Annotated in this window: 25 protein-coding genes; 14 read left to right on the top strand and 11 right to left on the bottom strand. The window is 44.5% G+C overall.

Translation table 11 applies throughout. The features are described from left to right. Positions 1-14: 14 nt before the first annotated feature. The 7 genes from ACE5CV_RS16410 to carA form a co-directional block, all read right to left on the bottom strand. A complete protein-coding gene (locus ACE5CV_RS16410) occupies positions 15-1,127 on the bottom strand; it encodes an ABC transporter permease (RefSeq protein WP_374951278.1) in 1,113 nt (370 codons plus the stop codon). A 94-nt stretch (positions 1,128-1,221) separates the two neighbouring features. Then, a complete protein-coding gene (locus tag ACE5CV_RS16415; RefSeq protein ID WP_374951279.1) occupies positions 1,222-1,986 on the bottom strand; it encodes an ABC transporter ATP-binding protein in 765 nt (254 codons plus the stop codon). Between the two features lie 104 nt (positions 1,987-2,090). Next, positions 2,091-2,303 (bottom strand): DUF2945 domain-containing protein, encoded by a 213-nt coding sequence (locus tag ACE5CV_RS16420; RefSeq protein WP_374951280.1) that lies wholly within the window; start codon positions 2,301-2,303, stop codon positions 2,091-2,093. A 295-nt stretch (positions 2,304-2,598) separates the two neighbouring features. Beyond that, complete coding sequence (locus tag ACE5CV_RS16425) at positions 2,599-3,456, bottom strand: hypothetical protein (protein WP_374951281.1); 858 nt, start codon at positions 3,454-3,456, stop codon at positions 2,599-2,601. Positions 3,457-3,477: 21 nt separating this feature from the next. Next, a complete protein-coding gene (locus tag ACE5CV_RS16430; RefSeq protein ID WP_374951282.1) occupies positions 3,478-3,864 on the bottom strand; it encodes a VOC family protein in 387 nt (128 codons plus the stop codon). Positions 3,865-3,925: 61 nt separating this feature from the next. Further along, the gene (locus ACE5CV_RS16435; protein ID WP_374951283.1) at positions 3,926-4,462 is read right to left on the bottom strand and encodes a hypothetical protein; all 537 of its coding nucleotides are present in this window, start codon (positions 4,460-4,462) and stop codon (positions 3,926-3,928) included. A 101-nt stretch (positions 4,463-4,563) separates the two neighbouring features. Further along, positions 4,564-5,667, bottom strand: coding sequence for a glutamine-hydrolyzing carbamoyl-phosphate synthase small subunit (gene carA / locus ACE5CV_RS16440; protein WP_374951284.1), 1,104 nt, complete (start codon positions 5,665-5,667; stop codon positions 4,564-4,566). Positions 5,668-6,276: 609 nt separating this feature from the next. Between carA and panB the strand changes: the two genes are divergently transcribed. Next, complete coding sequence (panB, locus tag ACE5CV_RS16445; protein ID WP_374951285.1) at positions 6,277-7,092, top strand: 3-methyl-2-oxobutanoate hydroxymethyltransferase; 816 nt, start codon at positions 6,277-6,279, stop codon at positions 7,090-7,092. 98 nt (positions 7,093-7,190) lie between these two features. Further along, positions 7,191-7,913 carry an RluA family pseudouridine synthase gene (locus ACE5CV_RS16450; protein ID WP_374951286.1) on the top strand — a complete coding sequence of 241 codons (723 nt, stop codon included), beginning with the start codon at positions 7,191-7,193 and terminating at the stop codon, positions 7,911-7,913. A gap of 24 nt (positions 7,914-7,937) precedes the next feature. On the opposite strand, the gene yiaK is transcribed toward ACE5CV_RS16450, so the two are convergent. Further along, complete coding sequence (gene yiaK, locus ACE5CV_RS16455) at positions 7,938-8,924, bottom strand: 3-dehydro-L-gulonate 2-dehydrogenase (RefSeq protein WP_374951287.1); 987 nt, start codon at positions 8,922-8,924, stop codon at positions 7,938-7,940. 95 nt (positions 8,925-9,019) lie between these two features. On the opposite strand from yiaK, the gene ACE5CV_RS16460 reads away from it, so the two are divergent. The 8 genes from ACE5CV_RS16460 to rodA all read left to right on the top strand — a co-directional run bounded on the left by ACE5CV_RS16460 (position 9,020) and on the right by rodA (position 17,725). Next, positions 9,020-9,529: a DUF5004 domain-containing protein gene (locus ACE5CV_RS16460; RefSeq protein WP_374951288.1), complete on the top strand. Its 510-nt coding sequence runs from the start codon at positions 9,020-9,022 to the stop codon at positions 9,527-9,529. A gap of 45 nt (positions 9,530-9,574) precedes the next feature. Then, a complete protein-coding gene (purN, locus tag ACE5CV_RS16465) occupies positions 9,575-10,153 on the top strand; it encodes a phosphoribosylglycinamide formyltransferase (RefSeq protein ID WP_374951289.1) in 579 nt (192 codons plus the stop codon). A gap of 114 nt (positions 10,154-10,267) precedes the next feature. After that, on the top strand, positions 10,268-11,794 hold the full coding sequence (gene purH / locus ACE5CV_RS16470) for a bifunctional phosphoribosylaminoimidazolecarboxamide formyltransferase/IMP cyclohydrolase (protein ID WP_374951290.1): 1,527 nt from the start codon (positions 10,268-10,270) through the stop codon (positions 11,792-11,794). A 192-nt stretch (positions 11,795-11,986) separates the two neighbouring features. Next, the gene (locus tag ACE5CV_RS16475; RefSeq protein ID WP_067054626.1) at positions 11,987-13,009 is read left to right on the top strand and encodes a rod shape-determining protein; all 1,023 of its coding nucleotides are present in this window, start codon (positions 11,987-11,989) and stop codon (positions 13,007-13,009) included. Between the two features lie 92 nt (positions 13,010-13,101). Beyond that, positions 13,102-13,935 carry a rod shape-determining protein MreC gene (mreC, locus tag ACE5CV_RS16480; protein WP_374951291.1) on the top strand — a complete coding sequence of 278 codons (834 nt, stop codon included), beginning with the start codon at positions 13,102-13,104 and terminating at the stop codon, positions 13,933-13,935. Further along, entirely contained in the window at positions 13,928-14,446 is a 519-nt protein-coding gene (locus ACE5CV_RS16485; protein WP_374951292.1) for a rod shape-determining protein MreD, read from the top strand. Before mreC ends, ACE5CV_RS16485 begins: the two co-directional genes overlap by 8 nt. Next, positions 14,443-16,464 (top strand): penicillin-binding protein 2, encoded by a 2,022-nt coding sequence (gene mrdA / locus ACE5CV_RS16490; protein ID WP_374951293.1) that lies wholly within the window; start codon positions 14,443-14,445, stop codon positions 16,462-16,464. The genes ACE5CV_RS16485 and mrdA overlap by 4 nt, the downstream gene beginning before the upstream one ends. Next, positions 16,457-17,725, top strand: coding sequence for a rod shape-determining protein RodA (rodA, locus tag ACE5CV_RS16495; protein WP_374951294.1), 1,269 nt, complete (start codon positions 16,457-16,459; stop codon positions 17,723-17,725). The genes mrdA and rodA overlap by 8 nt, the downstream gene beginning before the upstream one ends. Here the strand turns inward: rodA and ACE5CV_RS16500 are convergent. Beyond that, complete coding sequence (locus ACE5CV_RS16500; protein WP_374951295.1) at positions 17,716-18,762, bottom strand: hypothetical protein; 1,047 nt, start codon at positions 18,760-18,762, stop codon at positions 17,716-17,718. The two genes, rodA and ACE5CV_RS16500, sit on opposite strands and share 10 nt — an antisense overlap. A 69-nt stretch (positions 18,763-18,831) precedes the next feature. Between ACE5CV_RS16500 and ACE5CV_RS16505 the strand changes: the two genes are divergently transcribed. The 3 genes from ACE5CV_RS16505 to ACE5CV_RS16515 all read left to right on the top strand — a co-directional run bounded on the left by ACE5CV_RS16505 (position 18,832) and on the right by ACE5CV_RS16515 (position 20,293). Beyond that, positions 18,832-19,422, top strand: a complete 591-nt coding sequence (locus tag ACE5CV_RS16505) for a thymidine kinase (protein ID WP_374951296.1) — start codon at positions 18,832-18,834, stop codon at positions 19,420-19,422. Positions 19,423-19,497: 75 nt separating this feature from the next. Next, complete coding sequence (locus ACE5CV_RS16510; RefSeq protein WP_374951297.1) at positions 19,498-19,788, top strand: putative quinol monooxygenase; 291 nt, start codon at positions 19,498-19,500, stop codon at positions 19,786-19,788. A gap of 136 nt (positions 19,789-19,924) precedes the next feature. Next, positions 19,925-20,293, top strand: coding sequence for a PleD family two-component system response regulator (locus ACE5CV_RS16515; RefSeq protein WP_374951298.1), 369 nt, complete (start codon positions 19,925-19,927; stop codon positions 20,291-20,293). Positions 20,294-20,388: 95 nt separating this feature from the next. On the opposite strand, the gene ACE5CV_RS16520 is transcribed toward ACE5CV_RS16515, so the two are convergent. Both ACE5CV_RS16520 and ACE5CV_RS16525 read right to left on the bottom strand, forming a co-directional pair. After that, on the bottom strand, positions 20,389-22,569 hold the full coding sequence (locus ACE5CV_RS16520; RefSeq protein WP_374951299.1) for a TonB-dependent receptor family protein: 2,181 nt from the start codon (positions 22,567-22,569) through the stop codon (positions 20,389-20,391). A gap of 91 nt (positions 22,570-22,660) precedes the next feature. Beyond that, a complete protein-coding gene (locus ACE5CV_RS16525) occupies positions 22,661-23,212 on the bottom strand; it encodes a hypothetical protein (protein WP_374951300.1) in 552 nt (183 codons plus the stop codon). 190 nt (positions 23,213-23,402) lie between these two features. Between ACE5CV_RS16525 and ACE5CV_RS16530 the strand changes: the two genes are divergently transcribed. Continuing rightward, complete coding sequence (locus ACE5CV_RS16530) at positions 23,403-24,821, top strand: alkaline phosphatase family protein (RefSeq protein ID WP_374951301.1); 1,419 nt, start codon at positions 23,403-23,405, stop codon at positions 24,819-24,821. The last annotated feature ends 40 nt before the right edge of the window (positions 24,822-24,861 follow it).

A 24,861-nucleotide genomic window follows, 5' to 3' on the forward strand; every position in this document is an offset into this window, starting at 1 on the left:
AACCGTAACTTTACCTACTCCCATTTAAATGTTTTAACAGCCACCGCGTAAACCACTATGCCCCAGATAAGCAGGATGAGCAATTGATGGCTAACATCTGCAAGGCCTGCGCCTTCAAAGGCTACCTTACGCATGGCGTTATTTAAATGCGTAAGCGGCAAAGCATTACTTAAATACTGCAGCCACTTAGGGAATGCGGTTACCGAAAAGAAGGTGCCCGACAGTAAGAATTGAGGAAGTGTAATGATGTTGGATATAGGAGGTACCGAACTTTCGTTTTTAGCAATCCCTGAAATGGTGAACCCAAAACCCATAAAAATAATAAGCCCGATTGCCGACAGCACCAACATATTAAGCACCGTGACGACACCGTGTATGAGCGTGAAGCCGAACATGAAGTGCCCAACACAGATGATAAATAGCGCACCTATCAGTGAAAATACAAGACGGGCTAAAGCTTCGCCTAATACAATGCTGTATTTTTTAACCGGTGTAGCAAAAAAGCGTTTGATCACCAGTGTTAACCGCAGGCTGATAAATACGAAGGCCGTGCCAAACACGCCGCTGCTCAGCAGTGAAAAGCCCAGCTGACCGGGCAATATAAAATCGATGTATTTGTACTCGCGGCCACTGATAATGGTTTCCTGCAGGTCTACCACTTTCGGTAATTCGATCCCGGAATAAGATTGGATCCGTTTGAGCAACTCCGATTGCATGCGGTAGAACACATTGTTTAACACCGACTTTAATATTCCGCCTTTTCCCTCAGACGCTTTACTATATTTAACATCCATACCCAGCGCTTTGCCCGGCGTGTAAGCTTTGATATCAATAATGGCATCTATGCTGCCCTTAGCCAGGTTCTTTGCCATCTCATCGGGTGCCTGGTCGCGAATAAGGTGCATCACCGGGTTGCTTTTCAGCGCCTGGTAAACGGGATTAAGGGTGTCACAACCTTTTGCCACACCCACATCTACAGAAACGCCGCTGCCGCCAATGTTGGCAAACACCAATATAAAGATGAGGGGAAATGCCAGGCTAAATACTACCGCCGATGGGCTGCGGATGATGGAACGAAAACTTGCCTTGGCAATGGCCAGCGTGGCGCGGGTGTTACTGTATTTCATAGAAAATTGTCATTAAGTCATTCGTCATTGAGTCGTTTGCTGATATAAGTATCTGCTACTGCGGCTGATTCCCCTTTAGCGGTTCGGGGACGGCTTATGCTTCCCGCCACTCTTTACCGGTTAGGTTGATGAACACATCCTCCAGGTTGGCACCTTTGGTTTGCTTTTCGCGCTCAAAGCCGCTGGCTACCAGTTGGTCAATAAACCTGTCGGGCGTATCTATACCAATAATATGGCCGCCATCAACAAAAGCTACCCGGTCACACAGTACCTCTGCTTCGTCCATATAATGGGTGGTGATCACTACCGTTGTCCCTGCATCCCTGATCTCGCGGATCAGGTCCCAAAGGTTACGGCGCGCCTGCGGGTCAAGGCCGGTGGTAGGTTCGTCAAGGAAAATAATTCGTGGATTATTAATGAGGGTAGTGGCAATGGAAAAGCGCTGTTTTTGCCCGCCCGACAAATCTTTGTATTTGGCCTTGGCCTTATCGTTAAGGGCAACTTTCTCCAGCATCTCTATCGGGCTTTTTGTTATGCCATACAGGCCGGAAAACAAAACGATAAGTTCTGATAGGTTAAGGTTGGGGTAGTACCCGGCGGCCTGTAGTTGTACGCCTATACGCTGTTTAATGCTCGCAGCATCTATTTCGATATTAAAGCCATCAACGGTGATCTCGCCCGAGGTTTTCTCGCGCAGGGTTTCAATGATCTCCAGCGTGGTAGTCTTGCCGGCTCCGTTGGGGCCAAGCAGCCCGAAGATCTCGCCCTGGAACACCTCGAAGCTAATGCCTTTAACGGCCTTAAAATCGTCGTAGTTTTTTACAAGGTTTTTTACAGTGATGATTGGTTGGTTTGCCATACTGTAAATATGGGATGTATTTGGCTAATAACCATATCACCACCGGCGAAATACGCTAAATTCCCGGTAAAAACAGGTGCACATAATTTATTTATGATAAAAGGCTACTTTTTTCCCTTATTTAACTCACTTTCCGATTTCAATACTTTGCTCCCATTCTCTTGTTCAATGTCAAACGCGGGTTCATCTTTACTGGCATTGCGTTTAACTTTTGATCCTTTAATGGTTTTGGTAACGGGTGCTGTATGTTTGCCTGTTATTTTGCCTTCGGCTTCGGCTTTTCCCCACTCCCAATGTACTGTGTCTCCCTTTTTCATAGCGATATTTTAGCAGGGATATCGCAATAGCTTTGCCAAAATCAGCAAATGAGGCTGCCAATTAAATTGAACAATATTATAGCGTATTGAACTATACAAATAACAGCGTAAATAAATGTGGCGGATAAGATGGTGCTCATGATGTTTAGTTTTAACATCACAAAAGTGTATCAAATCGGCTTCTACCGTTAGTGCTATTAGGCGAGCAGCGGTAAATTGTCGGTAAAGGTATTCCCGAGGGGAGTAGATAGAGGATACTTTTGATCTGCTATCAATGTCTTAATCCAATCATCTGCTATTGTAATTGCATGATCTGGCTTAAGGTGGGTTCAATAGCCAGCACATGCCAGCCGCCGTAAATCACCAAAACCCTGTCATGAATTTTCAATTGAGCGGCAATTTGCTTGAGCAGATAGCGGTCACGCAGTTCTTTTGATTTGCGGGTAACCTCATTAAAGTGACTCGACCTGCCGAAAGGGGTAAAGTTATGCTGATCTATGGTGTGCAGGTTAAAATCCTGATGAAAATATTTTCGATAGGCTACTTTGTAATAGCTCAGTTGCTTTTGTTTAGGGGTTATGCTGATGTTCTCTTTTTCGAGGTAGCCTTTAATAAAGTTATTGGCGTATTCGTTTTCTAAAGTTCCCTTATATTGCCCAAATACAAAAGGAAAAATAAACCGCTCGGAGGCAAAAAACACAAATGCTTCCTCTTCAGAGAAAGCGGCGGTCAGTTCTTCAAACTCCTGCTTATCGGGCTCGTCGCCTGTTATGGTTTTTATGCCGGCCTCGTCTGCCAGGAATTTTTCGAGCCCTAACTCACCGTCGGTTGCGATAGCCTGACTACGGGAAGTATAAGCCTTGCTCAGATTGGGGCCTTCGTTTATCACTACTTGTGGCCGGAGAGTGATAAATGCATTTTCAATGCCGGTAAACATGGGGTTGAGCGTATCGCGGGTATGCTGTGTACCGATGACGATTAATTGCTTGTGATGATTTTTAATGTTGATAATGTATGGGTTGCGGGGCAGGTTGCCGTTGCTATCCACTTTAATATCCAGGTAGGAGAGCAGTTTATATTGCTGGCCGATTGCACTATTCAGGCACAGGCAAAAAACAAGCAGGAAAGCAAAAAAGCGTTTCGTTAACCTCATATCGTGTCTGGGATGAGTACACTACAACGGCTTGCCAATTTCCCAATGATGGCCAAAAGGGTCAATAAAGTGGCCAAGCCTGTAGCCGTAGTCCTGGTCGTCAACCGGGTAAACAACGGTAATGCCTGCTGCTATGGCGCGCTTGGCTAAAGCATCCGGGTCGGCAACCATTAAGCCGAGCCGTACACTTATGCTGGTTTGTTTATCCGGCCCCAGGTTGCCATGCTCCGGCGATTCATCGGCCACGATCACCTGTACGCCTTCTATAGAGATGATACCTACGGTATGGCCGTCGCTCACATTGCGCATTATCTCCATCGCGCCAAAAGCTTCTTTATAGAAATCCAGCGCAGATGCTGCATCATTAACCGTAAGGGTAGGGAGGATGTGGGGTTGAAAAGTTGTCATACATGCTGGTATTAGTTGGTTAAATTTAACTATTTAACAATACATACAACCGCATAACAAACTATTTATCTGCAAACCTAAACTTGTAAGCCACCGCCAACCCCAATATCGGTCTAAATTCATGATGGGTAGGCCGCCAAAAATCGGACCTTGCCGATACTTCGAGCAAATTGCGTCCTGATAGGGGAATGTCATATCCTGCGCCAATTAGGGCGCCTATCTGGCCGCCGGTATTTAAATATGAGTCTTTTTCAAGTTGTACAAAAGCCCCGGCACGTACAAAGAACGGATTACTTAAATAGTACTTGCCGCCTAAACCGAACTTGTACAGTTTCCAGTTGCGGGTTTGGAAATTATTAGCAGGATTTAATTCGGCGTAGCTTAAGGCAGGGTCTATATATAGTTTGTCGGCCAGTTTGATGTTGTATTGCAGGCCGGCTTCCCACCCAATGCCAAAACCCGATTGTACCGGTTGGTTGATACCGGCGCCAATACTCACCGAGCTTTGGGCTGATGCATATAAAGCGCTCCAGAACACAAACAGCAAACAACAGCCTGCTTTGATATAAAAAAACGAACCAGCAAGAAAATTTTTCATAGGTACGGCAAATGTACATTGCCGAAGTTAAGCGTGTGTTAATTATCGGCATCCGGCTTAAAACAAAACAGCCTGTAATTAAGCTACAGGCTGTTTAAAGATTATTTTTTCATCAGCCCGATAAAATCATCAAACAGGTAACGGCTATCGTGCGGGCCGGGAGATGATTCGGGGTGGTACTGTACCGAAAATGCTTTTTTATCTTTTACACGGATACCTTCAATCGACTGATCGTTCAGGTTCACGTGGGTTATCTCAACCTTATCAGATGCGCGCACAGCATCCTGCACTACACCAAAGCCATGATTTTGCGAGGTTACTTCGCAATGGTTAATGATCACGTTTTTAACCGGGTGGTTTAAGCCGCGGTGGCCATTAAACATCTTTTTTGTCGGGATGTCGTTAGCAAGTGCCAGCAACTGGTGGCCAAGGCAAATTCCAAACAAAGGTTTATCAGCAGCTAAAATGTCTTTTACGGTATCAATAGCATAAGGCATTGCCGATGGATCTCCGGGGCCGTTGGAGATAAAATATCCTGAAGGAGAAAAATCTTTCTCCATTTCTTCGAAGGTAGTTTTAGCCGGATAAACTTTTGCGTAAACGTCGCGGTCGTCAAAGTTGCGCAGAATGTTTCTCTTTACTCCAAGGTCAAGCACGGCCACACGGTAGGCGGCGTTTTCATCGCCAAAGGTATAGGTTTCTTTTGTTGACACCTGTGATGACAGTTCCAGTCCGTCCATATCAGGTGCCTCGGCAAGCTTGGCTTTTAATTCTTCAATGTCTAATATCTCTGATGAGATAATTGCATTCATGGCACCCTTATCGCGAATATGGCGTACCAGCTGGCGGGTATCTACATCAGATATCCCTATAATATTTTGCTCCTGGAAGTAATCTTGTATCGATTCATTAGCTTGTTTACGGCTGTACGCGATGTTGTAGTTCTTGCAAACAAGGCCGGCTATCTGGATATGGCCCGATTCCACCTCGTCGGTATTGATACCGTAGTTGCCAATATGCGCGTTTGTGGCTACCATTATCTGCCCAAAGTAAGATGGGTCTGTAAAAATTTCCTGGTAGCCGGTCATGCCGGTATTAAAACAGATCTCGCCGGTGGTAGTGCCAATTTTACCGGCGGCCTTACCATAAAAAGCGGTTCCGTCGGCCAGTAACAATACTGCAGGTAATTTGGTGAAATGATTCATTTTGCAAAAAAATTGAAAGGATGAAAATGCCGGTTTGCCTGTTGCAAGGCCCCGTGAAACAATACCGGATGGCGGAAGTAGGATACCTCTTTGTTCACGGCGCAAAAATAGACTTTTATTTGTAATGTCCGAAGCTAAATTTCGATTTTTTTGCAGGCAGTATAGGCGGTGTCTACTATCCCGAAAGGGCTGCTATAGGTTTAATCCTTACCCCAAACAAGACGTTTTGCCAGGCATTTGCTGCAAAAAAATACCTTTATCGGTAAAAACGGTAAAAATGTTTTCATGATTATGCCGCGCGAAAGGCGGTCTTTTAGCGGCCGTTTGCACTTGTAGCAATTGTGTTTCATCTTCTATGAGTATAAGGTGTTACTCACAAATCAAGTTTTATACTGGTTAGGTGGCATAAAGGTATAAAATATTCCTAAATGTTTTACCAAGAGTTAATAAATATTTTGACACAACATAGTATGCATATTAATTAACGTAGCAGATACTTTCAAAGCCTGATTTGCTTTGAACAATACAGGAAATTATAGCGCACCTGATTTAATGCAAATTAGTTTTTACATTTGCGAACCCACTTAAAGTCACTATCATAAAATACGCATGTCGGTAAATAAAGAAGTTAAACGGATAACCACTCATATACTGCAGGAAATGAAAAACCGTGGCGAAAAGATAGCCATGCTTACCGCCTACGATTACTCAATGGCCGCTATTGTAGATAATGCGGGGATGGATATTATTTTGGTGGGCGATTCGGCATCTAATGTAATGGCCGGGCACGAAACCACCCTGCCGATAACCCTGGATCAGATGATCTATCATGCATCGTCGGTAGTTCGGGCCGCAAAACGGGCGCTGGTAGTGGTCGATCTTCCGTTTGGCTCTTACCAGGGGAATTCTAAAGAGGCGCTATCATCAGCCATCCGTATCATGAAAGAATCTGGTGCGCACGCGGTGAAGATGGAGGGTGGTGTAGAAATCGCGGAGTCTATCAGCCGGATTTTAACTGCAGGAATACCCGTAATGGGCCACCTGGGTTTAACGCCGCAGTCGATTTATAAGTTTGGCACCTACACCGTTCGTGCAAAGGAAGATGCCGAAGCCGCAAAGCTTCAAGAGGACGCTTTAAAATTGCAGGAACTGGGCTGCTTTGGTGTTGTGCTTGAAAAAATTCCGGCCAAACTTGCCCGCCAGGTGAGCGAAAGCCTGAGTATACCCACTATAGGTATTGGTGCCGGACAGCACTGCGACGGCCAGGTATTAGTGATACATGATATGCTGGGAATCAACAAAGGCTTTAAGCCCCGGTTTTTACGCCAGTACAGCAATATGTACGATATCATGAACGATGCCATTCAAAACTACGTTGGTGATGTTAAAGCCAAAAGTTTCCCCAACGAGAAGGAAGGATACTAACAGTGTGCAGATATGCTTCGCTCGAAACTCTAAAAAACAAATTGGGTGGATGCGCGGAAGCGCAGCTATCTAAAATCGTCAATATAAAATAGAAGTAATTGGCCCGACCAGAACATAATTATACCAGCCAGGATATTACAGATAAAGATATTCTTTATGAGGATAATCACCTGATAGCAGTAAACAAACGCGCGGGTGATATTGTACAGCTTGATGATACTGGTGATGAATCGCTGGATGAGAAGGTGAAGAAATACATTGCCAAAAAATACAGCAAGCCTAACGGCGCTTTTTTAGGTGTGGTGCACCGGTTGGACAGGCCGGTAAGCGGCGTGATCCTTTTCGCCAAAACCAGTAAGGCGTTGGATAGGATAAACAAAATGTTTAAAAACCGCGATATGCATAAAACCTACTATGCTATTGTTCGCAAGCGCCCTTACCCGGAAGCCGGTACTTTGGTGCATTACCTGATCAAAAACCCGCAGAAAAACGTCACAAAGGCCCACGATAAGGAGGTAACCGGCAGTTTACGGTCCGAACTGAGCTACAAACTTGTAGGCGAACTGGATGGCTATTACGTAATTGAAGTCGACCCGATAACAGGCCGTCCACACCAGATAAGGGTGCAGCTATCTACCCTGGGATGCCCGATAGTTGGCGATAATAAATACGGCTATCCGCGCGGCAGTTTGCGCAAAAGCATTTGTTTGCATGCACGCCGCCTTCAATTTATCCACCCGGTAAAAAATGAACCTATAGAAATTTTAGCCTCGCTGCCTAAAGACGGTTTCTGGGAAAAGTTTGAGGGATTGATCAGGTAGAATTTACAGTGGAAATTTTTGACGCTACAGGCTTAGCAATTTATCCCACGCTTCATTATCGACCCAAACCCCCTGCGTTAAGTTTTGCTTGCGCGTGCGGAGCATGTTTTCGCCGGGGTAAAGAATCTCCTGGCCTTCGATCGTCTCGCCGCTTTTGGTGTAAGTAATAATCTCATTTATCAGTTCTGCATTCTTTTCGGCATCGGTTTTTATAGCTATAAAAACTTGTGAGACACCGGTTTCCTTTTTACCCGACTGCGAGATAGACGCCGTTGAGTTGCCGCCGCTAAGTACTGTCGCCAACAGATCGAGCACGATTGATAAGCCCGAACCCTTCCAAAACCCGATAGGCAACGCGCGCCTGCTTTGTTTTATCGCGGTTGCATCGGTAGTTAAATTTCCGTCGTGGTCATACCCGCCCGCTACAGGCAGCGGCTTTTGGTCGTTTTGATATTGCCCAAGCTTGCCAAAAGAAAACTGGCTCATCGCCATATCCAGCACAACATGACCACCCGCTTTAGGTATAGCAATAACCAGCGGATTATTGCCCAGGCGTGGCTCGGTGCCACCCCAGGGCGGCATGTTGGCAGTAGTATTAGTAAAACATAACCCTATGTAACCGGCTTCGGCAGCCTGCAGTCCGTATGTGCCGCCGCGCATCCAGTGATTGGTGTTTTTAAGGGCTATACAGCCGATGCCATTATTTGCTGCCAGTAACAGGGCTCTTTCCATACAAAAGCCGGCATTCAGCATACCCGGCCCCAGGTTACCGTCCCATTGTTCCAAAGCACCCAATGAACCGGTCAATGTCGGCATCGCATGCGGGTTAACCAGTCCTTCTTTTATATACTGCACAAATACAGGGAAGCGGTTTAAACCGTGACTTTGCACACCATCGCGGCTATTATCTGCAAACACAGTCGCGCATTTTTGCGCAATATCAAAGCTGATACCCAGAGACATCAACACACGTTCAAACTCGGCTTTTAATTGATCATAGGGTACGCGCATGTTGCAAATATAACTTGTGTAAAATATTATACCGTATAAACAGTTATACTAAAGCAGCTTTTCAATTGTGTTAATAAACTATCTTTGCAGCGTAAATGAATACTAAACACATCTGCTTTTTATCGGTATGCATTATTGCAATTGCCGTTTTTATTAATTCGTGTAAAAAAGAAGATAAAAGCAACATCCCTAATCTGTTAACAACTGGTACCTGGCAACTGGCATCGTTACAGGTCGACCACTATATAGGCGACTCGAAGATCAAAACAGATACATTAAACGCTGATTGCGATACCACCCAATTGCTTACCTTTTTTAAAGATAATACCTGTACCTATACCAACTTTGATTGCAAGGTTCAGCCTACGGCAAAAGGCAAATGGACGCTGGCAGATAACCGGCTTTACCTTACCTCGGATATTACTGTGCTAGATGCAACCAAGGCCGGTAAATCGCAGCCCTTTACACAGGTGCAGATCGCTAACCTCGGCCAGTTTTCACTGGTGTTTAATACAGGAGATATCGGGGCGTATTATACTACTACACAACCGCGTACCATAACACGTTATGGCTTTATCAGGCAAAAAGCAACTTCTGCTAAATAAGCAACTAAAAATTTATAATTTGCAGTACAAAATCTACCAGCTATTTTGAAAAAGAGAATTGCCATTTTTGCTTCAGGTTCCGGATCAAATGCCCAGAAGATTATGGAGCATTTTAAGCGAAACGCCGATGCCGAGGTAGTATTGATACTCACTAACAACCCGCAGGCGTACGTTTTACAGCGTGCCGATAACTTTGAAGTACCCTCGCATATTTTTACCCGCCATGAGTTTTACGATACCGACGATGTAATTGCACTCCTTAAAAATTTGCAGGTAGATTTAATTGTACTTGCCGGGTTTTTATGGCTGGTGCCACCAAGTTTGCTTAATGCGTTCCCTAATAAGATCATCAACCTGCACCCTGCGCTGCTCCCTAAATTTGGTGGTAAAGGTATGTATGGCGATAATGTACATAAAGCGGTTTTAGCCGCCGGCGAAGAAGAATCGGGCATAACGATCCACTTTGTCAACACCCAGTTCGACGAAGGCGAGATCATTCATCAGTCTAAATTCAAAATAGAACCCGGCGATAATCTGGAGATGGTTAAATTTAAAGGCCAGCAGTTAGAGCATCAACATTTCCCGAAGGTTATTGAGGGATTATTGAAGAAGATGAGAAGTTAGATTTAGAGGCTGAAGATGTTGCTACCCATTGGGTTTAAATCAAAAAAACTAAGTCCTTACCTCTAATGTCTAAACTCTAATTACTACCTTTGCGGCTCAAAAAACGCATCACAAATGAGCCATTCTGTTCAAATAAAAAATGCCCTTATTTCTGTTTATTACAAAGACAACCTGGAGCCAATAATCCACGAGTTAAACCGCCTGGGGGTGAAGATCTATTCAACCGGTGGTACCGAAACTTTTATCAGGGATTTGGGTGTTGATGTTATTGCTGTTGAGGACCTCACCTCGTACCCATCTATTTTGGGCGGTCGTGTAAAAACATTACACCCAAAGGTATTTGGCGGAATTTTGGCGCGCCGAAGTTTCGATAGCGACGAGCAGCAGCTGGTGCAATACGATATCCCGGAAATCGATCTGGTTATTGTTGACCTTTACCCATTCGAAGAAACGGTAAACTCCGGTGCAGGGCAGGAAGATATCATTGAAAAGATAGATATCGGCGGCATTTCACTGATCCGTGCAGCAGCCAAGAATTTTAAAGACGTGTTGATCCTTGCTTCTAAAGATGATTACAGCGAACTGGAAAATATCCTGAAAACACAGAACGGTGCAACTACTATAGACCAGCGCCGCCGTTTCGCGCAAAAGGCGTTCAATATTTCGTCTAATTACGATACACACATATTCCAATACTTTGACCGCAGCGAACCAATGCCGGTGTTTAAACAAAGTATTCAAACCAGTCAGGTTTTGCGTTATGGCGAAAACCCGCATCAAAAAGGCATTTTTTACGGTAACCTGGATGCCATGTTCAATAAACTGAACGGTAAAGAGTTATCATACAACAACCTGGTTGATGTGGATGCTGCCGTTGCCCTGATAGATGAATTTACCGATCCGACTGTAGCTATATTAAAACACACTAATGCCTGTGGTATTGCCACGCGTTCGTTCATTAAAGAAGCGTGGGTCGATGCGCTGGCCTGCGATCCGGTATCGGCTTTTGGTGGTGTGATCATTGCTAACGACGAAATAGATGCGGCCACCGCAACAGAGATAGATAAGATATTTTACGAAGTATTGATTGCCCCGGCTTACACAGACGAGGCGGTACAGATCCTGTCGGCTAAAAAGAACCGTATTGTATTGGTGCGCCAACCGGTAGAATTGCCGGCTAAGCAATTTAAAACACTTTTAAATGGTGTAATTGAGCAGGATAAAGATAATACCGTTGAAGGCCCGGCTCAAATGAATGCCGTTACTAATGCCCGGCCTACAGAGCACGAAATGAAAGATCTGTTCTTTGCTAATAAAGTGGTTAAACACACCAAATCAAACACTATTGTTTTTGCTAAAAATAATCAACTGATGGCAAGCGGTGTAGGCCAGACATCCCGTGTAGATTCCCTGAAGCAGGCTATTATAAAGGCAGAAAGTTTTGGCTTCGATCTTAAAGGTGCGGTAATGGCCTCTGATGCTTTTTTCCCATTTCCGGATTGCGTGGAGATAGCTGCAGATGCGGGCATCACCGCGGTTCTGCAGCCGGGGGGATCGATAAAGGATCAGGATTCTATCAATAAATGTAATGAAAAAGGCATTGCGATGGTAACCACCGGCGTGCGCCATTTTAAACATTAATAAATACACTAATTACACCAAAGTGGAGTTATTAATTACTAATTTACACCAATAAAATACCTACAAGAGCGGGTTATTTTAGAATCTGGATTGCGACACATATGCCTTAGGTGGTGTAGGGGCAGCAGGCTTCGTCGAAATTCGTGTTCATTATTATTGTTAACTTTGCAAATTATTTGAAATATACACCACATGGGTTTATTTAATTTTTTTACACAAGAGATCGCCATTGATTTGGGTACCGCAAATACCCTTATTATACATAATGATAAAGTGGTTGTTGATGAGCCCTCAATTGTGGCTTTTGACCGTACCACCAACAAAGTAATTGCCATTGGCCGCCAGGCTATGCAGATGGAAGGTAAAACCCACGATAATATCCGCACCGTTCGCCCGCTTAAAGACGGCGTAATTGCTGATTTTAATGCTGCCGAACTGATGATACGCGGGATGATCAAAATGATCAACCAGGGTAAAGGATGGTTTTTCCCGTCGTTGCGTATGGTGATCTGTATCCCATCGGGCATTACCGAGGTAGAGAAACGTGCCGTACGTGATAGTGCGGAAATTGCAGGCGCTAAAGAGGTTTACCTGATCTATGAGCCAATGGCTGCCGCGGTAGGTATTGGTATTGATGTTGAGGAGCCTATGGGTAATATGATCATCGATATTGGTGGTGGTACTACCGAAATTGCCGTTATAGCCTTATCAGGTATTGTGTGCGACCAGTCTATCCGTGTAGCGGGAGATAACTTCGACTCAGATATCGTACAATACATTCGCCGCCAGCACAATATCATGATAGGTGACCGTACTGCCGAAAAAATTAAAATTGAAGTGGGTGCCGCTTTACCAGAACTGAGTGAGCCACCTGCAGATTTTGCCGTACAAGGCCGCGATTTAATGACAGGTGTACCTAAACAGATCACTGTTTCCTACACGGAAATTGCGCACTGCCTGGATAAATCCATATCCAAGATTGAAGAAGCGATTTTAAAAGCGCTGGAGATAACCCCGCCCGAGCTTTCTGCAGATATTTATCAAACCGGTATTTATTTAACCGGCGGTGGTGCTTTATTGCGTGGTTTAGACAAGCGGGTAGCTGCTAAAACCAAACTACCGGTACATGTTGCCGAAGACCCGCTGCGTGCGGTAGTGCGTGGTACCGGTACTGCCCTTAAAAACATAGGTAACTTTAAGTTCTTAATGCAATAGCCGATTTGTGAGCGGTGATTAGTTGATTGAGTGAATGGTTTAGCTGCACTCTCAACTAATCACCACTTACGTAATCAACCACTTACCCACAGATGCGCAACCTCCTGATATTTATCACTAAGTACAACGCATTTTTCTTGTTTCTCATTTTCGAGATCAGTTCCCTTATTATTTACATCAAGTACAACTCTTTTCAAAAGGCCAGTGTAATAAATAGTACCAACAAGATCACCGGCAATTTTTACGCGCGGGCTGACGAGTTGAAAGGCTACCTTACCCTGCGCGAGGTGAACGATAACCTGGTCCTTGAGAATGCCCGTTTGCGTAACCAGCTTAAAACATCATTATATGTTGATACTGCCGGAAAGAAGATGGTAAACGATACCAACTACAAACAGCAGTACGAGTACGTACCCGCCAAGGTGCTTAACAACTCCGTCAACAAGCGCAACAACTACATCACCATTGACCGGGGCAGTAGTAACGGCATTGCCAAAGGCATGGGTGTAATTACCGATGGCGGGGTAGTAGGCAAAGTTGTTTTAGTGGGGCAGCATATGGCCATTGTGCAATCGCTGTTGCATAAGGATACCCGCTTTAGCGCTATGCTGGCCAACAATAAAGAGATTGGGTACCTGCAATGGGGCGAAGATATGAACCCCCATAAAGGTTTGCTGATAGATGTATCTAATAATGCCCAACCCAAAGTTGGTGAGATGGTTGTAACGTCAGATCTTTCACTGTTTCCGGCGGGCATCCCGCTTGGTAGAGTTAGCAGCCTGAATGCAAAGGGCGGCGGGTTCTTTTTAAATATGGAAGTAACCCTTTCTGTAGATTTTAGTAAGCTGCAATACGTATACGTGATCATTAACAGGTTTGCCGTTGAGCAGGCGGGACTGGAGGCCCAGGAGAAAAAAGATGAGTAGAATAATCATCATTAACCTTATCAGGTTTATCATGCTGGTTTTTTTGCAGGTGTTTTTACTCAAAAACATCTCGTTATACAACCTCAGCACGCCTTACCTGTACATTTTATTTATTCTGTTGCTTCCGTTCGAAATTCCTAACGTGTTGCTTTTTGTACTGGCATTTTTACTGGGTTTAACCATCGATTCTTTTTATGATACGCCCGGCCTGCATGCAGCCAGCTGCGTTTTACTGGCGCTGGTCCGTATCTTGTTTATCAGCGTAACGGTACAGAAAGACGGTTTTGATAACGAGCCTGAGCCCACCTTAAGTATAATGGGTTTCAGGTGGTTTTTTAGTTACGCACTCATTCTTACACTGTTCCATCATTTCTTTCTTTTTAATTTAGAGGTTTTTCGTTTTTCTGAATTGGAGTACACACTAACACGCTTTTTATTGAGTTCAATATTTACCGTATTTTTGATGCTGGTTTCGGGCTTGTTATTTTTCAGAAAGAAAGAACGTAAATGAACAGTTTTTTTGAACGGCGATACGTTATAGCCGGTATCTTTATCACCTTTGTACTTATCTTGCTTGCCCGCCTGTTTTATATCCAGGTTATTGACGATCGCTATTCCTTATATGCCAGCCGCAACGTTGTACGCCGGTTTTTAAAGTATCCTGCCCGTGGGCCCATCCTTGACCGTGCCGGTAAGATCATGGTACAAAACGAGCCGGTTTATGATATTACCGTTGTGCCCAAACAAGTACAACCATTTGATACCGTGGAGTTTTGTAAACTCCTGGGCATTGACAGGGAGGGGTTTGATAAGCGTATGATCAAGGCGCGCAAATACTCGCCTTATCGCTCATCAGTTTTTGAGAAACAGGTATCGGCACAGCAGTATGCATCTTTCCAGGAACGGTTGTCGGAGTTTCCGGGCTTTGATACCCAGCAAAGGTCTCTACGCACTTACCCGGATACCGCCGCCGCGCAATTTCTTGGTTACATCGGCGAAGCCACAGATGCCATTATTAAAAGATCTAACGGATATTATAGTCCGGGTGACTATGTTGGTATTACCGGTGTAGAAAAATCGTACGAAACCGTTTTACGCGGTCAGCGTGGTGTTGAAAATATTATGGTCGATTCGCGCAATGTGCGTAAAGGGCGCTACGCCAACGGCGCATTTGATACCGCCGCTGTTGCCGGCGAGCGGCTGATATCGTCGCTGGATATGAAAATCCAAAAGTTGGGTGAAAAATTAATGCAGAATAAAGTAGGCAGCATTGTTGCCATTGAGCCGTCAACCGGCGAAATCCTTTGTTATGTAAGCAGCCCCACTTATGACCCTAACTTATTGGTGGGCAGAGAGCGGGGCAACAATGCTGCTAAATTATATAAAGACCCATACAAGCCATTTTTTGCACGGCCGGTACAGGCTTACTATCCGCCGGGTTCATCATTTAAACCGTTGAGCGCGCTGATAGCGATGGAAGAAGGAGTCATTACGCCGCAAACGGTTTACCATTGCCGGGGCTATTACCAGGCTGGTAACCGCCGGGTTCCCTGTTTCCATCATGAAGTGCATGGCGATGTAACCCTTAGCGGTGCCGTTGCGCACTCCTGTAACGGCTATTTTGATATGGTATTCGAGAAATTGATCAACCGTAACGGGGCCCGCCAAACCGATACCTCATTTAACTACTGGCGCAATAATGTGGCCAAGTTTGGCCTGGGTACAAGGCTTGGCCTGGATATGCCGAGCGAAGGCCGCGGTAATTTGCCTAAAGCTGCCTATTATGATAAAATTTATGGCAAAGGGGGCTGGCGCTCAAGCACCGTTATTTCATTAGGCATAGGGCAGGGCGAATTACTAGCAACCCCCCTGCAATTGGCCAATATCGAAGCTACCATCGCTAATCGCGGGTTTTATTATAAGCCGCATTTGATCAAATCCATAGGCGATAAACAGGTTATTAAACATGAGTACACAGTTCGTAATTATGTAGGGATAGATTCGCAATATTTTGAACCGGTTATTAACGGTATGCAAAATGTAGTTGATTTTGGTACTGCAGATGGGTCAAAAATACCTGGCATCATTATGTGTGGTAAAACCGGTACTGCCGAGGTGAAAAACCGTGAAAGTAACTCCGTGTTCGTAGCGTTTGCGCCTCGCGATAATCCAAAGATAGCCATTGCCGTAGTTGTAGAAAATGCGGGACAGGGTGCTACCTGGGCGGCGCCGATAGCCAGCTTTATTGTAGAGCAGTATTTACGCGGTAGCATCAGTAAGCGGCCATCCGGTATCTATCCTGAATATTATATGGATAAGAACCTGCTGCCCGAGATTGTTATCACTCCAACCCAAAAAGCTAAATTAAAAGCAGATAGCCTGAAAAGATTAAGTCTGGATTCGATCCGGAAACAAAAGCAGGATTCGATAAACAAAGCCAGCTTAAAATCGGCACAAAATAAGCCGCGTAAACATACAGCCGGGAACCCGTTAACCGCAATGCTGCCAAAACGAAAGGACAATGAATAACCAGCGCAGTTTCTTTTTTAACGTAGATTGGCTAACGGTGCTGTTATACCTGTGCTTGTGTACCATTGGCTGGTTCAATATCCATGCGGCGGTTTTTGATGAGAATCATCCAAGCATTGTTGATATGGATACCGAGTATGGTAAACAATTCATCTTTATTATATCGGCACTGGTAATTGGTACGGTTATACTGCTGTTAGAGAGCCGTTTCCTCTCGGCGCTTGCGCCGGTGATATACATTGGAACAGTGCTGCTGCTTATGGTGGTGCTTATTGCCGGCCATAACGTTGGCGGTAACCAGGCGTGGATAGATATGGGGGGCGGGTTCAGGCTGCAGCCATCAGAATTTGCCAAATTTGCCACCTGCTTATTACTGGCACGATATCTTAGTGCAACCAATGTAAAGGTTACTGATCCAAAATCTTTCCTGATAGCCGGTGGGATAATATTGCTGCCCATGCTGCTCATCAAAATGCAGCCCGATGACGGATCAACGCTGGTATTTTGTTCGCTGATTTTTGTGTTGTACCGCGAAGGATTATCTGTTTATTTCCTCATCGTTATCGGGTTATTAGCCACTCTGTTTATATCCTCATTATTACTAAACACATGGGTTATTATAGTAACGCTTATAGTTGTTGCAGCGTTATTGCTGTTTATGTTTGGCCGTAACCGCAAGTTTGCAACAGGGCTCGTTATCGCGCTGGTACTATCCATTGGGTTTATATTTTGCGTAAAGCCTATTTATTATCATGGCTTAAAACCGCATCAGCGTGTGCGTATTGATGAAGTACTTGGGTTAAGTAAGGATCTACGCGGAGTAGGCTACAACCAAAACCAATCTAAAATAGCTATCGGCTCGGGACGGGTTTGGGGCAAAGGATATTTACAGGGCACGCAAACCAAGTACTCATTTGTGCCGGCGCAAAGCACCGACTTTATATTTTGTACTGTAGGCGAGGAATGGGGGTTTGCCGGTTCTGTGGTCGTCTTAGGCTTATATCTTTTCCTGCTGCTGCGGATAATCCTGATTGCCGAGCGGCAGCGTGCGCCGTTCTCGCGCATATACGGCTATGGGGTGGCATCAATTATTTTTTGCCACGTTATTATCAATATTGCTATGGCTATTGGTTATATGCCGGTAATTGGCATCCCGCTCCCTTTTATTAGTTATGGTGGATCATCGTTGTGGAGCTTTACCACCCTGCTGTTTATCCTTCTGAAACTTGACTCGAACCGGATGGGGATTATTTATGCGTAACGCCTTTTAAGCAGCGCGTAGAATTTTTCGTAGGCGATGGTTTTGGCCTCCCAGTTGTTTTTGGTAACGTAGTTGGTTTTTAAAAAACGGTCCGCCTCTTCAAAACTCTTGAAGCGGTTAACAATCTCAATAGCTTCGCTGTAAGATAAAGGGTAACCATTAAAAAGCTCTTTTATAAAAAGCATTTTGTCATTCAGGTTTATAGCTGCCTTAATATCAGTAATAGGTGCTTCTGCAGTGTGTTCAGTTCCTGCGGTTTGCTTGTCCTTTAATTGCGCTGCAATGCGCTGGTTCAGGCTAAGAGGTTTATCATCTGCAGCAGGTATTGGATCGGGCTTAGGCTCCGCCGCTGTCTTGGGCTGATTTTCAATGATAGGCTCCGGGTTTGTAGGTATCGGTTCCTCCGCTTCGGTAACTTGTTCGGCAGGCTCAATTACCGGCAACGCTACCTTGGGCTCTTCTTCTTCTTCAATATTTTCAACCTCCGGTTCCTGATCCAACGGTTCTTCTACATCCTCGTCTTCTTCCCATGTCTCGGCCTCATCCATTATTAATTCATGCCGGATAGTTTCGGGTTCCTGCCGCTCAAAGGAGTAGTCGTCTTTTGTGCTGCCTAAATCTATCTGTGGGGCCGGCTCCTCAACTGCAGGTGGTATCAATTCAAACTGGACAGCCTCGGCAGGAGCGGGCTTTGGTGCTTCAGGTTTAAAAGGCGGTCGCTCAATCGGTTTCTGAATAACTACAGGCTCAAAATACTTAGGCTCATCCGCAATCGAGCGGATCTCCGGCTGGGCAGGTTTCACCGGTTCAGGTTTTGCCGGTTCGATATGTAATGGAAGTTCGGGCTGTTGCTGTTGTTTTAGCAAATTCAGCTTGCGCAATATCTCGGCGTGGTCTTTTAAAAAGTGGGTATTAGCTACAAAAAGTTCAAGTTCCAGATCGTTAAAATTGTCGGCATTGGTTTGCAAATAGTCATACTGCTCCTGTAATTCTTGTATAATACCGCCTATCTTTTTAAATACTTCCGGCTGCTTCATGGCTCTATTTGTTAGGAAATTGCTTATCAAAAATACTATAAAATTCTGATATTAGCTGTTCACAAAAGATTGAACACATTGTACACCGAGGAAGTTTTTAGAAGGAGAAATGAGATTGGAGGGAGTATTGAAGTCATCTGCGGATCAATGTTTTCGGGCAAAACCGAAGAGCTGATAAGGCGTGTTAACCGTGCCCGGATCGCTAAAGTTAATGTTGAGATCTTTAGCCCGGTTGCCGATACGCGCTATGACAAAAGCGCCCTGGTATCACACAATTTAAATTCCATTCCATCTAAGGCGGTAGATAGTTCATCGGCCATTTTGCCCCTTGCAAATCACATACAGGTTGTTGGGATAGATGAAGCCCAGTTTTTTGACGATGAGATTATAACAGTTTGCAGCACCCTCGCCAATAGCGGTGTACGCGTCATAGTAGCCGGGCTGGACATGGATTTTAAAGGCCGTCCCTTTGGCTGTATGCCCCAGTTAATGGCGATAGCCGATTCTGTTACTAAATTGCACGCCGTTTGTGTTAAATGTGGCCAGCAGGCCATGTTTTCATACCGTTTAGTACCTAACGAAAGTAAGATCTTGTTAGGTGAAAAAGAAAGTTACGAAGCCCGTTGCCGTAACTGCTTTAATTTAGATGGGGCGATTTAAGTGCAATAACTTAATTACAGACTGCTGGTAAACAAACCACACTTAATCGGGTTTAAAAGGTATTAATTATATTTTATGAGCGTGAGTTTACTGGCTTGTTTGCATTGTAAAAAAGATGCAGAGACAGCGTTTGACGTTGAGTTAAAAAAACTTGTTGAAGCCTCTAAGCAGGAAGAAGGCTGCCTGGCTTACGAATTGTATCAATACAAGGACGAGCCTACCCGGTATGTAATTGAAGAGGAGTGGGCAGACGAGGATGTACTGGCCCGCCATATGGAGACGCCCCACTACAAGTACTTTGTACATATATCGCCTGCGTTGCTTACCGGGCCTGCCGATGTTAAGATATTAACGAGGTTAGTTTAGAGTGTGTTAAGGTGATATCTCAAATGTCGATGTAAACAAAAAAACAAGTAGGGCGTTATAGTAATCGTAACTAAAGATGCTTGGTAATTAAACGGCATTATTAACAAAAACAACAAATACAAGGCGGATAAGGATTATGGCTAATAAAACAATTTTAGTTATTGAAGACGATAAAGACATCAGGGATACGGTGACCTACGCACTCGAGCAGGAAGGTTATAACGTGATCTCGTCAGAAAATTCAAAGATCCTTAAATCATTGGAGCACCATAAGCCGGACCTTATATTGTTGGATAACTGGCTTACCGACTGGAAAAGTGATGCCAATGGGCAGCAGTTAAGTAAAGAGCTCAAAGCCGACCCTAATACCAGTCATATCCCGGTGATCATCGTATCAGCAGTTAGCAACATTGCCGAAATTGCCGAGGCCGGTCAATCCGACGGTTATCTAAAAAAACCATTTGACCTGATTGAACTGTTCGATGTAGTTAAAAGACATATTTAATGCACGCGTCTTAAAAGCATATATAATATCATAACAACAAAGCCCGTCTTAATAAGTCGGGCTTTGTTGTTATCGAGTTTTTGGTAGTATTCGCTTTAAATCTTCATCCCTAAGCCGATGTTAAATCCAATACCATCGGCAGGTAAAATGCCGGGGCCTGGGTACATGTTAATGCGGCGGGTAAAATATTTAGCGTTAAGTACGTTGTTTAGGTTAAAATTAACATGATAGCTTTTCAGGAACCGGTAATTAACAGACCAGTCTACCACATGATAAGCGGGTACAATGCCTGTTGCACCTGTTGGGTTGTTAACCGTGTTGTTGGCATCGCTAAAGTTCTTACTTACATAACTAATCAATAAGCTGGTAGTAATATGATTGTTCAGATAAGTAAGGCCGGTACGGTTGGTCCACTCCGGGGTGCCTTCAATGTAATTGCCAATCAAACTTGTGTTAACACCAGCGTTATTGATAGCACCACTGGTATACCTGCCATGTGTATACGCCAGGCTGTTAAACAAACGCAGGTCGCTGCCGGCTGCCGGGTTAAACCCGCGGATAAGTGACAATTCGGTATAAGCCTCAATTCCTTTAGCCACCGCGTTACCAATATTTGTAAGGTAAAGGTGATTTGCATTTGCCGCATCTTTAATGGTAAGCGTGCCGGGCCTGTTGCCGTAATAAACGTAAAATCCGTTAACATCAAAGGTAAACACATTGTTGATATGCCCGCGGTAGCCCAGGTCGATGTCGTATCCCCTTGTATCCTTTATATTTGGGTCAACAATGGTTAGCTGATCGGCAGGGGTAACCGCCGCGTAAAGATATGGGCGGTATGCTTGCGATACATTGCCATACAATTGCGTACTGCTATTTACCTGGTATTGCAAGCCGGTGCCAAACAACGGAAACTTACGCGTAGCCTGATACTTCACCGGCACTGTGCGGTTTACTATTACCCCGGTAAGATCTGTTTTGATAACCTCGTAACGTGCGCCCGGCGTAACCGAAAACCTGGGCGAAATCCTGAAGATGTTTTCAATAAATGCGGCATAGTTGCGCGTTTGCGCATGCAGGTCTATCCCGTAATCTTTGGTAAGCGACAAATCAAAATCGGTAGCGGTAGTGCCGAGCCCGCGTTGCTTGCGTTTGGTAAGGCCGTCAGAAAACCTTAGTCCGGCACTTAGCGTGCTTTTCAAATCACCCAGATCATAAGAGTGGAGCAACCGCGCCTCGGTAGCAATACTGGTATAGTAATCACGGTCGACCTGGCGGGGATTGAACGTTTTAAGCGTGGTATTAAGGGTATCATTTACGTTTGATGGTGCAATGAACTGTACGCTGTTACGCTGACCAATAACCATATTAGACATTATTTCGACGCGGGTATCATGGCTAAATGTGTAGTTAAATTTTAGAGCCGGGATATTTATCACCGGATTAAAAAAGTTACGGAACCGGTTAGACTGCCTGCTGGTTACGGCGTATTGTGCATCGGTTAAACCTCCCGCGATTTGCTGCACATAATCGCTTCGCGAAAACTGGAATGTGATGCTGCCCTTTGAATTGAACTGGTATTTAAGGCTGGCATGGTAAGCATGGTAGTTAAAAGCTGCATCGGGCCGCCAGCCATCGCCGCTACGGGCGCTAAAATAAGCGTAGTAGCTAAGCTTGCCTACCTTGCCGCCAATGGCATTATATGAATTTAGGAAGCGGTTAGAACCGGCTGATTGTTCCGTTTCGAAGCCGAAAGCTTTGGTGCTGTCTCCTTCCTTTAATTTAAGGTTATACATACCGCCAAACTGTGGCCCAAACTGCAAAGCTGCCGATCCGCGAAGTATCTGTACTTGTTCTATTGCCTGAAAGGGTACGTTATAATGATTTTCCGGGTAACCAAAGGCATCCGAGTTGGTTGCATAGCCATTCTGGCGCATATTGGTCTCAATAGAGCGGTGCATATCTGTACCCCTCGTACCAATGTTTATCTGTAATCCGGCGCCATCCATTTCCCAAACGTTGATTCCCGGCACTTGCGAAAATAGTGTTCGGGCCACATTACCGGCTAAATTTGCTTTACCGGGATCAGCATAAATAATATTTGTTTTTTTACCTGAATAAATGAACATGCCGCTAACATCGGGGAGGTGTTTACTGCGCGATTCTTTGATGATCACGCTATCCAGTTTTACAGTATCGTTTTTTAAAGTTTGTGCTTGCAGCTGGTAAATGCCGCTAAAAAACAGGCAAGCCAGCATCATTTTTTTTTGATGTGTCATTATAATTCTGTTGAATAAAAATAAAAGAATGCAATGCGCTATGCATAGCGAGGTTGCTACGCAGTCGGAAACATTGCTTTAAATCCGGGCGTTAGCCGAGTTGCTCGGGAGGCTGGCTTTCAACAGAAATTAATGGAGTAATTATGTGGGTATTAGCCGGCGTTAAAATAAGCGAACGGACATTTACAAACAACAAAAACTGATATTGTAGTTCCGTATGGCTGTAGTTGTTATCGGCACCGCCTTTTTTTGTGGCAGAATGGTTGTCTTTACTATCCTGCGGTATGTCGTTTACTTCTTTAGCGTAGATGATATTACTCTTAACCAGCTTGGTTTTTTCATAGTTAGGCACGCACAAAACGTACAGTGTGTCTTTGGTAAATTTTAATTTTACGTAATTATAACAAGCCTCTTTTAACTGTATCTGGCCGTTAACGTTTTTAAAATCGGGCCACTCGGTTATACCGGGAAGGTTTTGTTTAACCTTAATTTCTATAAGTGTATTGGGGTTGTACAGATTCCTGCTGATCAGTTCGTTCATGAACTTATCTGACTGTGCCAGGGCGTAAAGGTGCAGTAGCAGGTAACCACCCAAATTAAAAAAATGGATCGTCAACAAACCAATAGCAACCAATCGCTTCATTTATTCACACTTGTAAATAAATGCAATCTTAACAATTTTCCGTGAAATTAAAAGAGATTACGGATCATAATGGTATGGGTTTCAATTTCACAAGCGTTTAACTTTCACTCAATTTATTTACCTTTGCACACCCCTGCTAAATTGCGCATACAGCTGTATGCGTTCTCTTTTAATATATTTTTTTTAATCAATGCAGAGCAAGAAGAGAGTGCTGTTTTACCTGGTAGATGGTGCTCATAGTGAAGTGTTGCCCGAGCTGATACAGCAGGGGCTGCTACCAAATATTAAACGGATAATTGACGAGGGTACGTACCGTAAAGCTACTACCTGTTTCCCATCTACCACCGGCCCGGCTTATTTGCCGTTTTTAACAGGGCATTTCCCGGGAACGATGGATATAACCGGCATCCGTTGGTTTGATAAAAAGGAATTCAAGCGCACTCGTTTCAATAAAAATGCCATGCGCAGTTATTGCGGGCCCGAGGCTGCCTGGTTCAATACAGACATGCCGGCAGATAAGCCTACCCTTTTCGAACTGATGGGCGAATCATACAATTTGTATAATATGATAACCCGCAACGTGCCCGACGAATATGACCTGGGTAAAAAGGGCAAAGGCTGGATGTATACACGCGCACATTTTAAATTGCGCCACCACCCGGTAGATATTGAGGGCCACAGGCGAATTATGGAGTTACTAAACTCCGATAAAGACTTCGATTTCCTGTTCGCAGTATTTCCAAGTGTTGACTGGGATTCGCACTATCACCACATTCGCGATGAACGCACCATTGAAGCTTACAAAATTGTAGATAACAGCCTGGCCGAAGTGCGTGCCAAACTAGAAGAAAAAGGCTGGTGGGACGATACCCTTTTTGTGATGACATCTGATCATGGGCTTACCCCGACAACCAAGCACCTTGACCTGGGCGACTGGATGACCAATCACGGGCTTAAATCGGTTTACTACCCCGTGATATGGAAAAGTAACCCCAAGTCGGCGGTTATGATCTCTGGTAATTCATTTGGCAGTATACACCTGCTTAATCATACCGGCGATGAGGTTTTGCGCGAGCAGGGCATTATTGATGCCATGGGCGCTGATAAATTGCAATTACTTTTGCTGGAAGATGCTGTAGATTTTGCTATTTACCGTGGCAACGAAGAGCAAACCTTTATTGTTCATAATCGAAATGGTAAGGCAAAAATTGCCGTAAAGGATGATGTATTTACTTACGAACCTCTTACTGCAGATGTGTTAGCATATGGTGGCCCAATTTCGGCAACAGGGCACCGCGCCATATTGGAAGCTACTTTTGAAACAGATTATCCTGATGCGGTATTCCAAATTTATCAATTGTTTCAAAGCCGAAGGGCAGGCGATATCGTGATCAGCGCGACGGTTGGTTATGATCTCCGCGAATTTTGGGAATATCCGGAGCATATAGGATCACATGGATCGCTGCATAAACATCACATTCATGTACCGCTTATTTATAATCAAAAAGGTTGGGCGGAGCATGCTGCACGCACTGCCGATCTGTTTGATACCATACTGAAATGGAAAGGCATCACCCCTAAGTCGTCAGAAGGTGAGGCACTGAATTAAAGCGTAAAAATAAATGGTGATTTATGAAATAATATGACAG

The organism is Mucilaginibacter sp. (assembly GCF_964263795.1).
Classification (GTDB): Bacteria; Bacteroidota; Bacteroidia; order Sphingobacteriales; family Sphingobacteriaceae; genus Mucilaginibacter.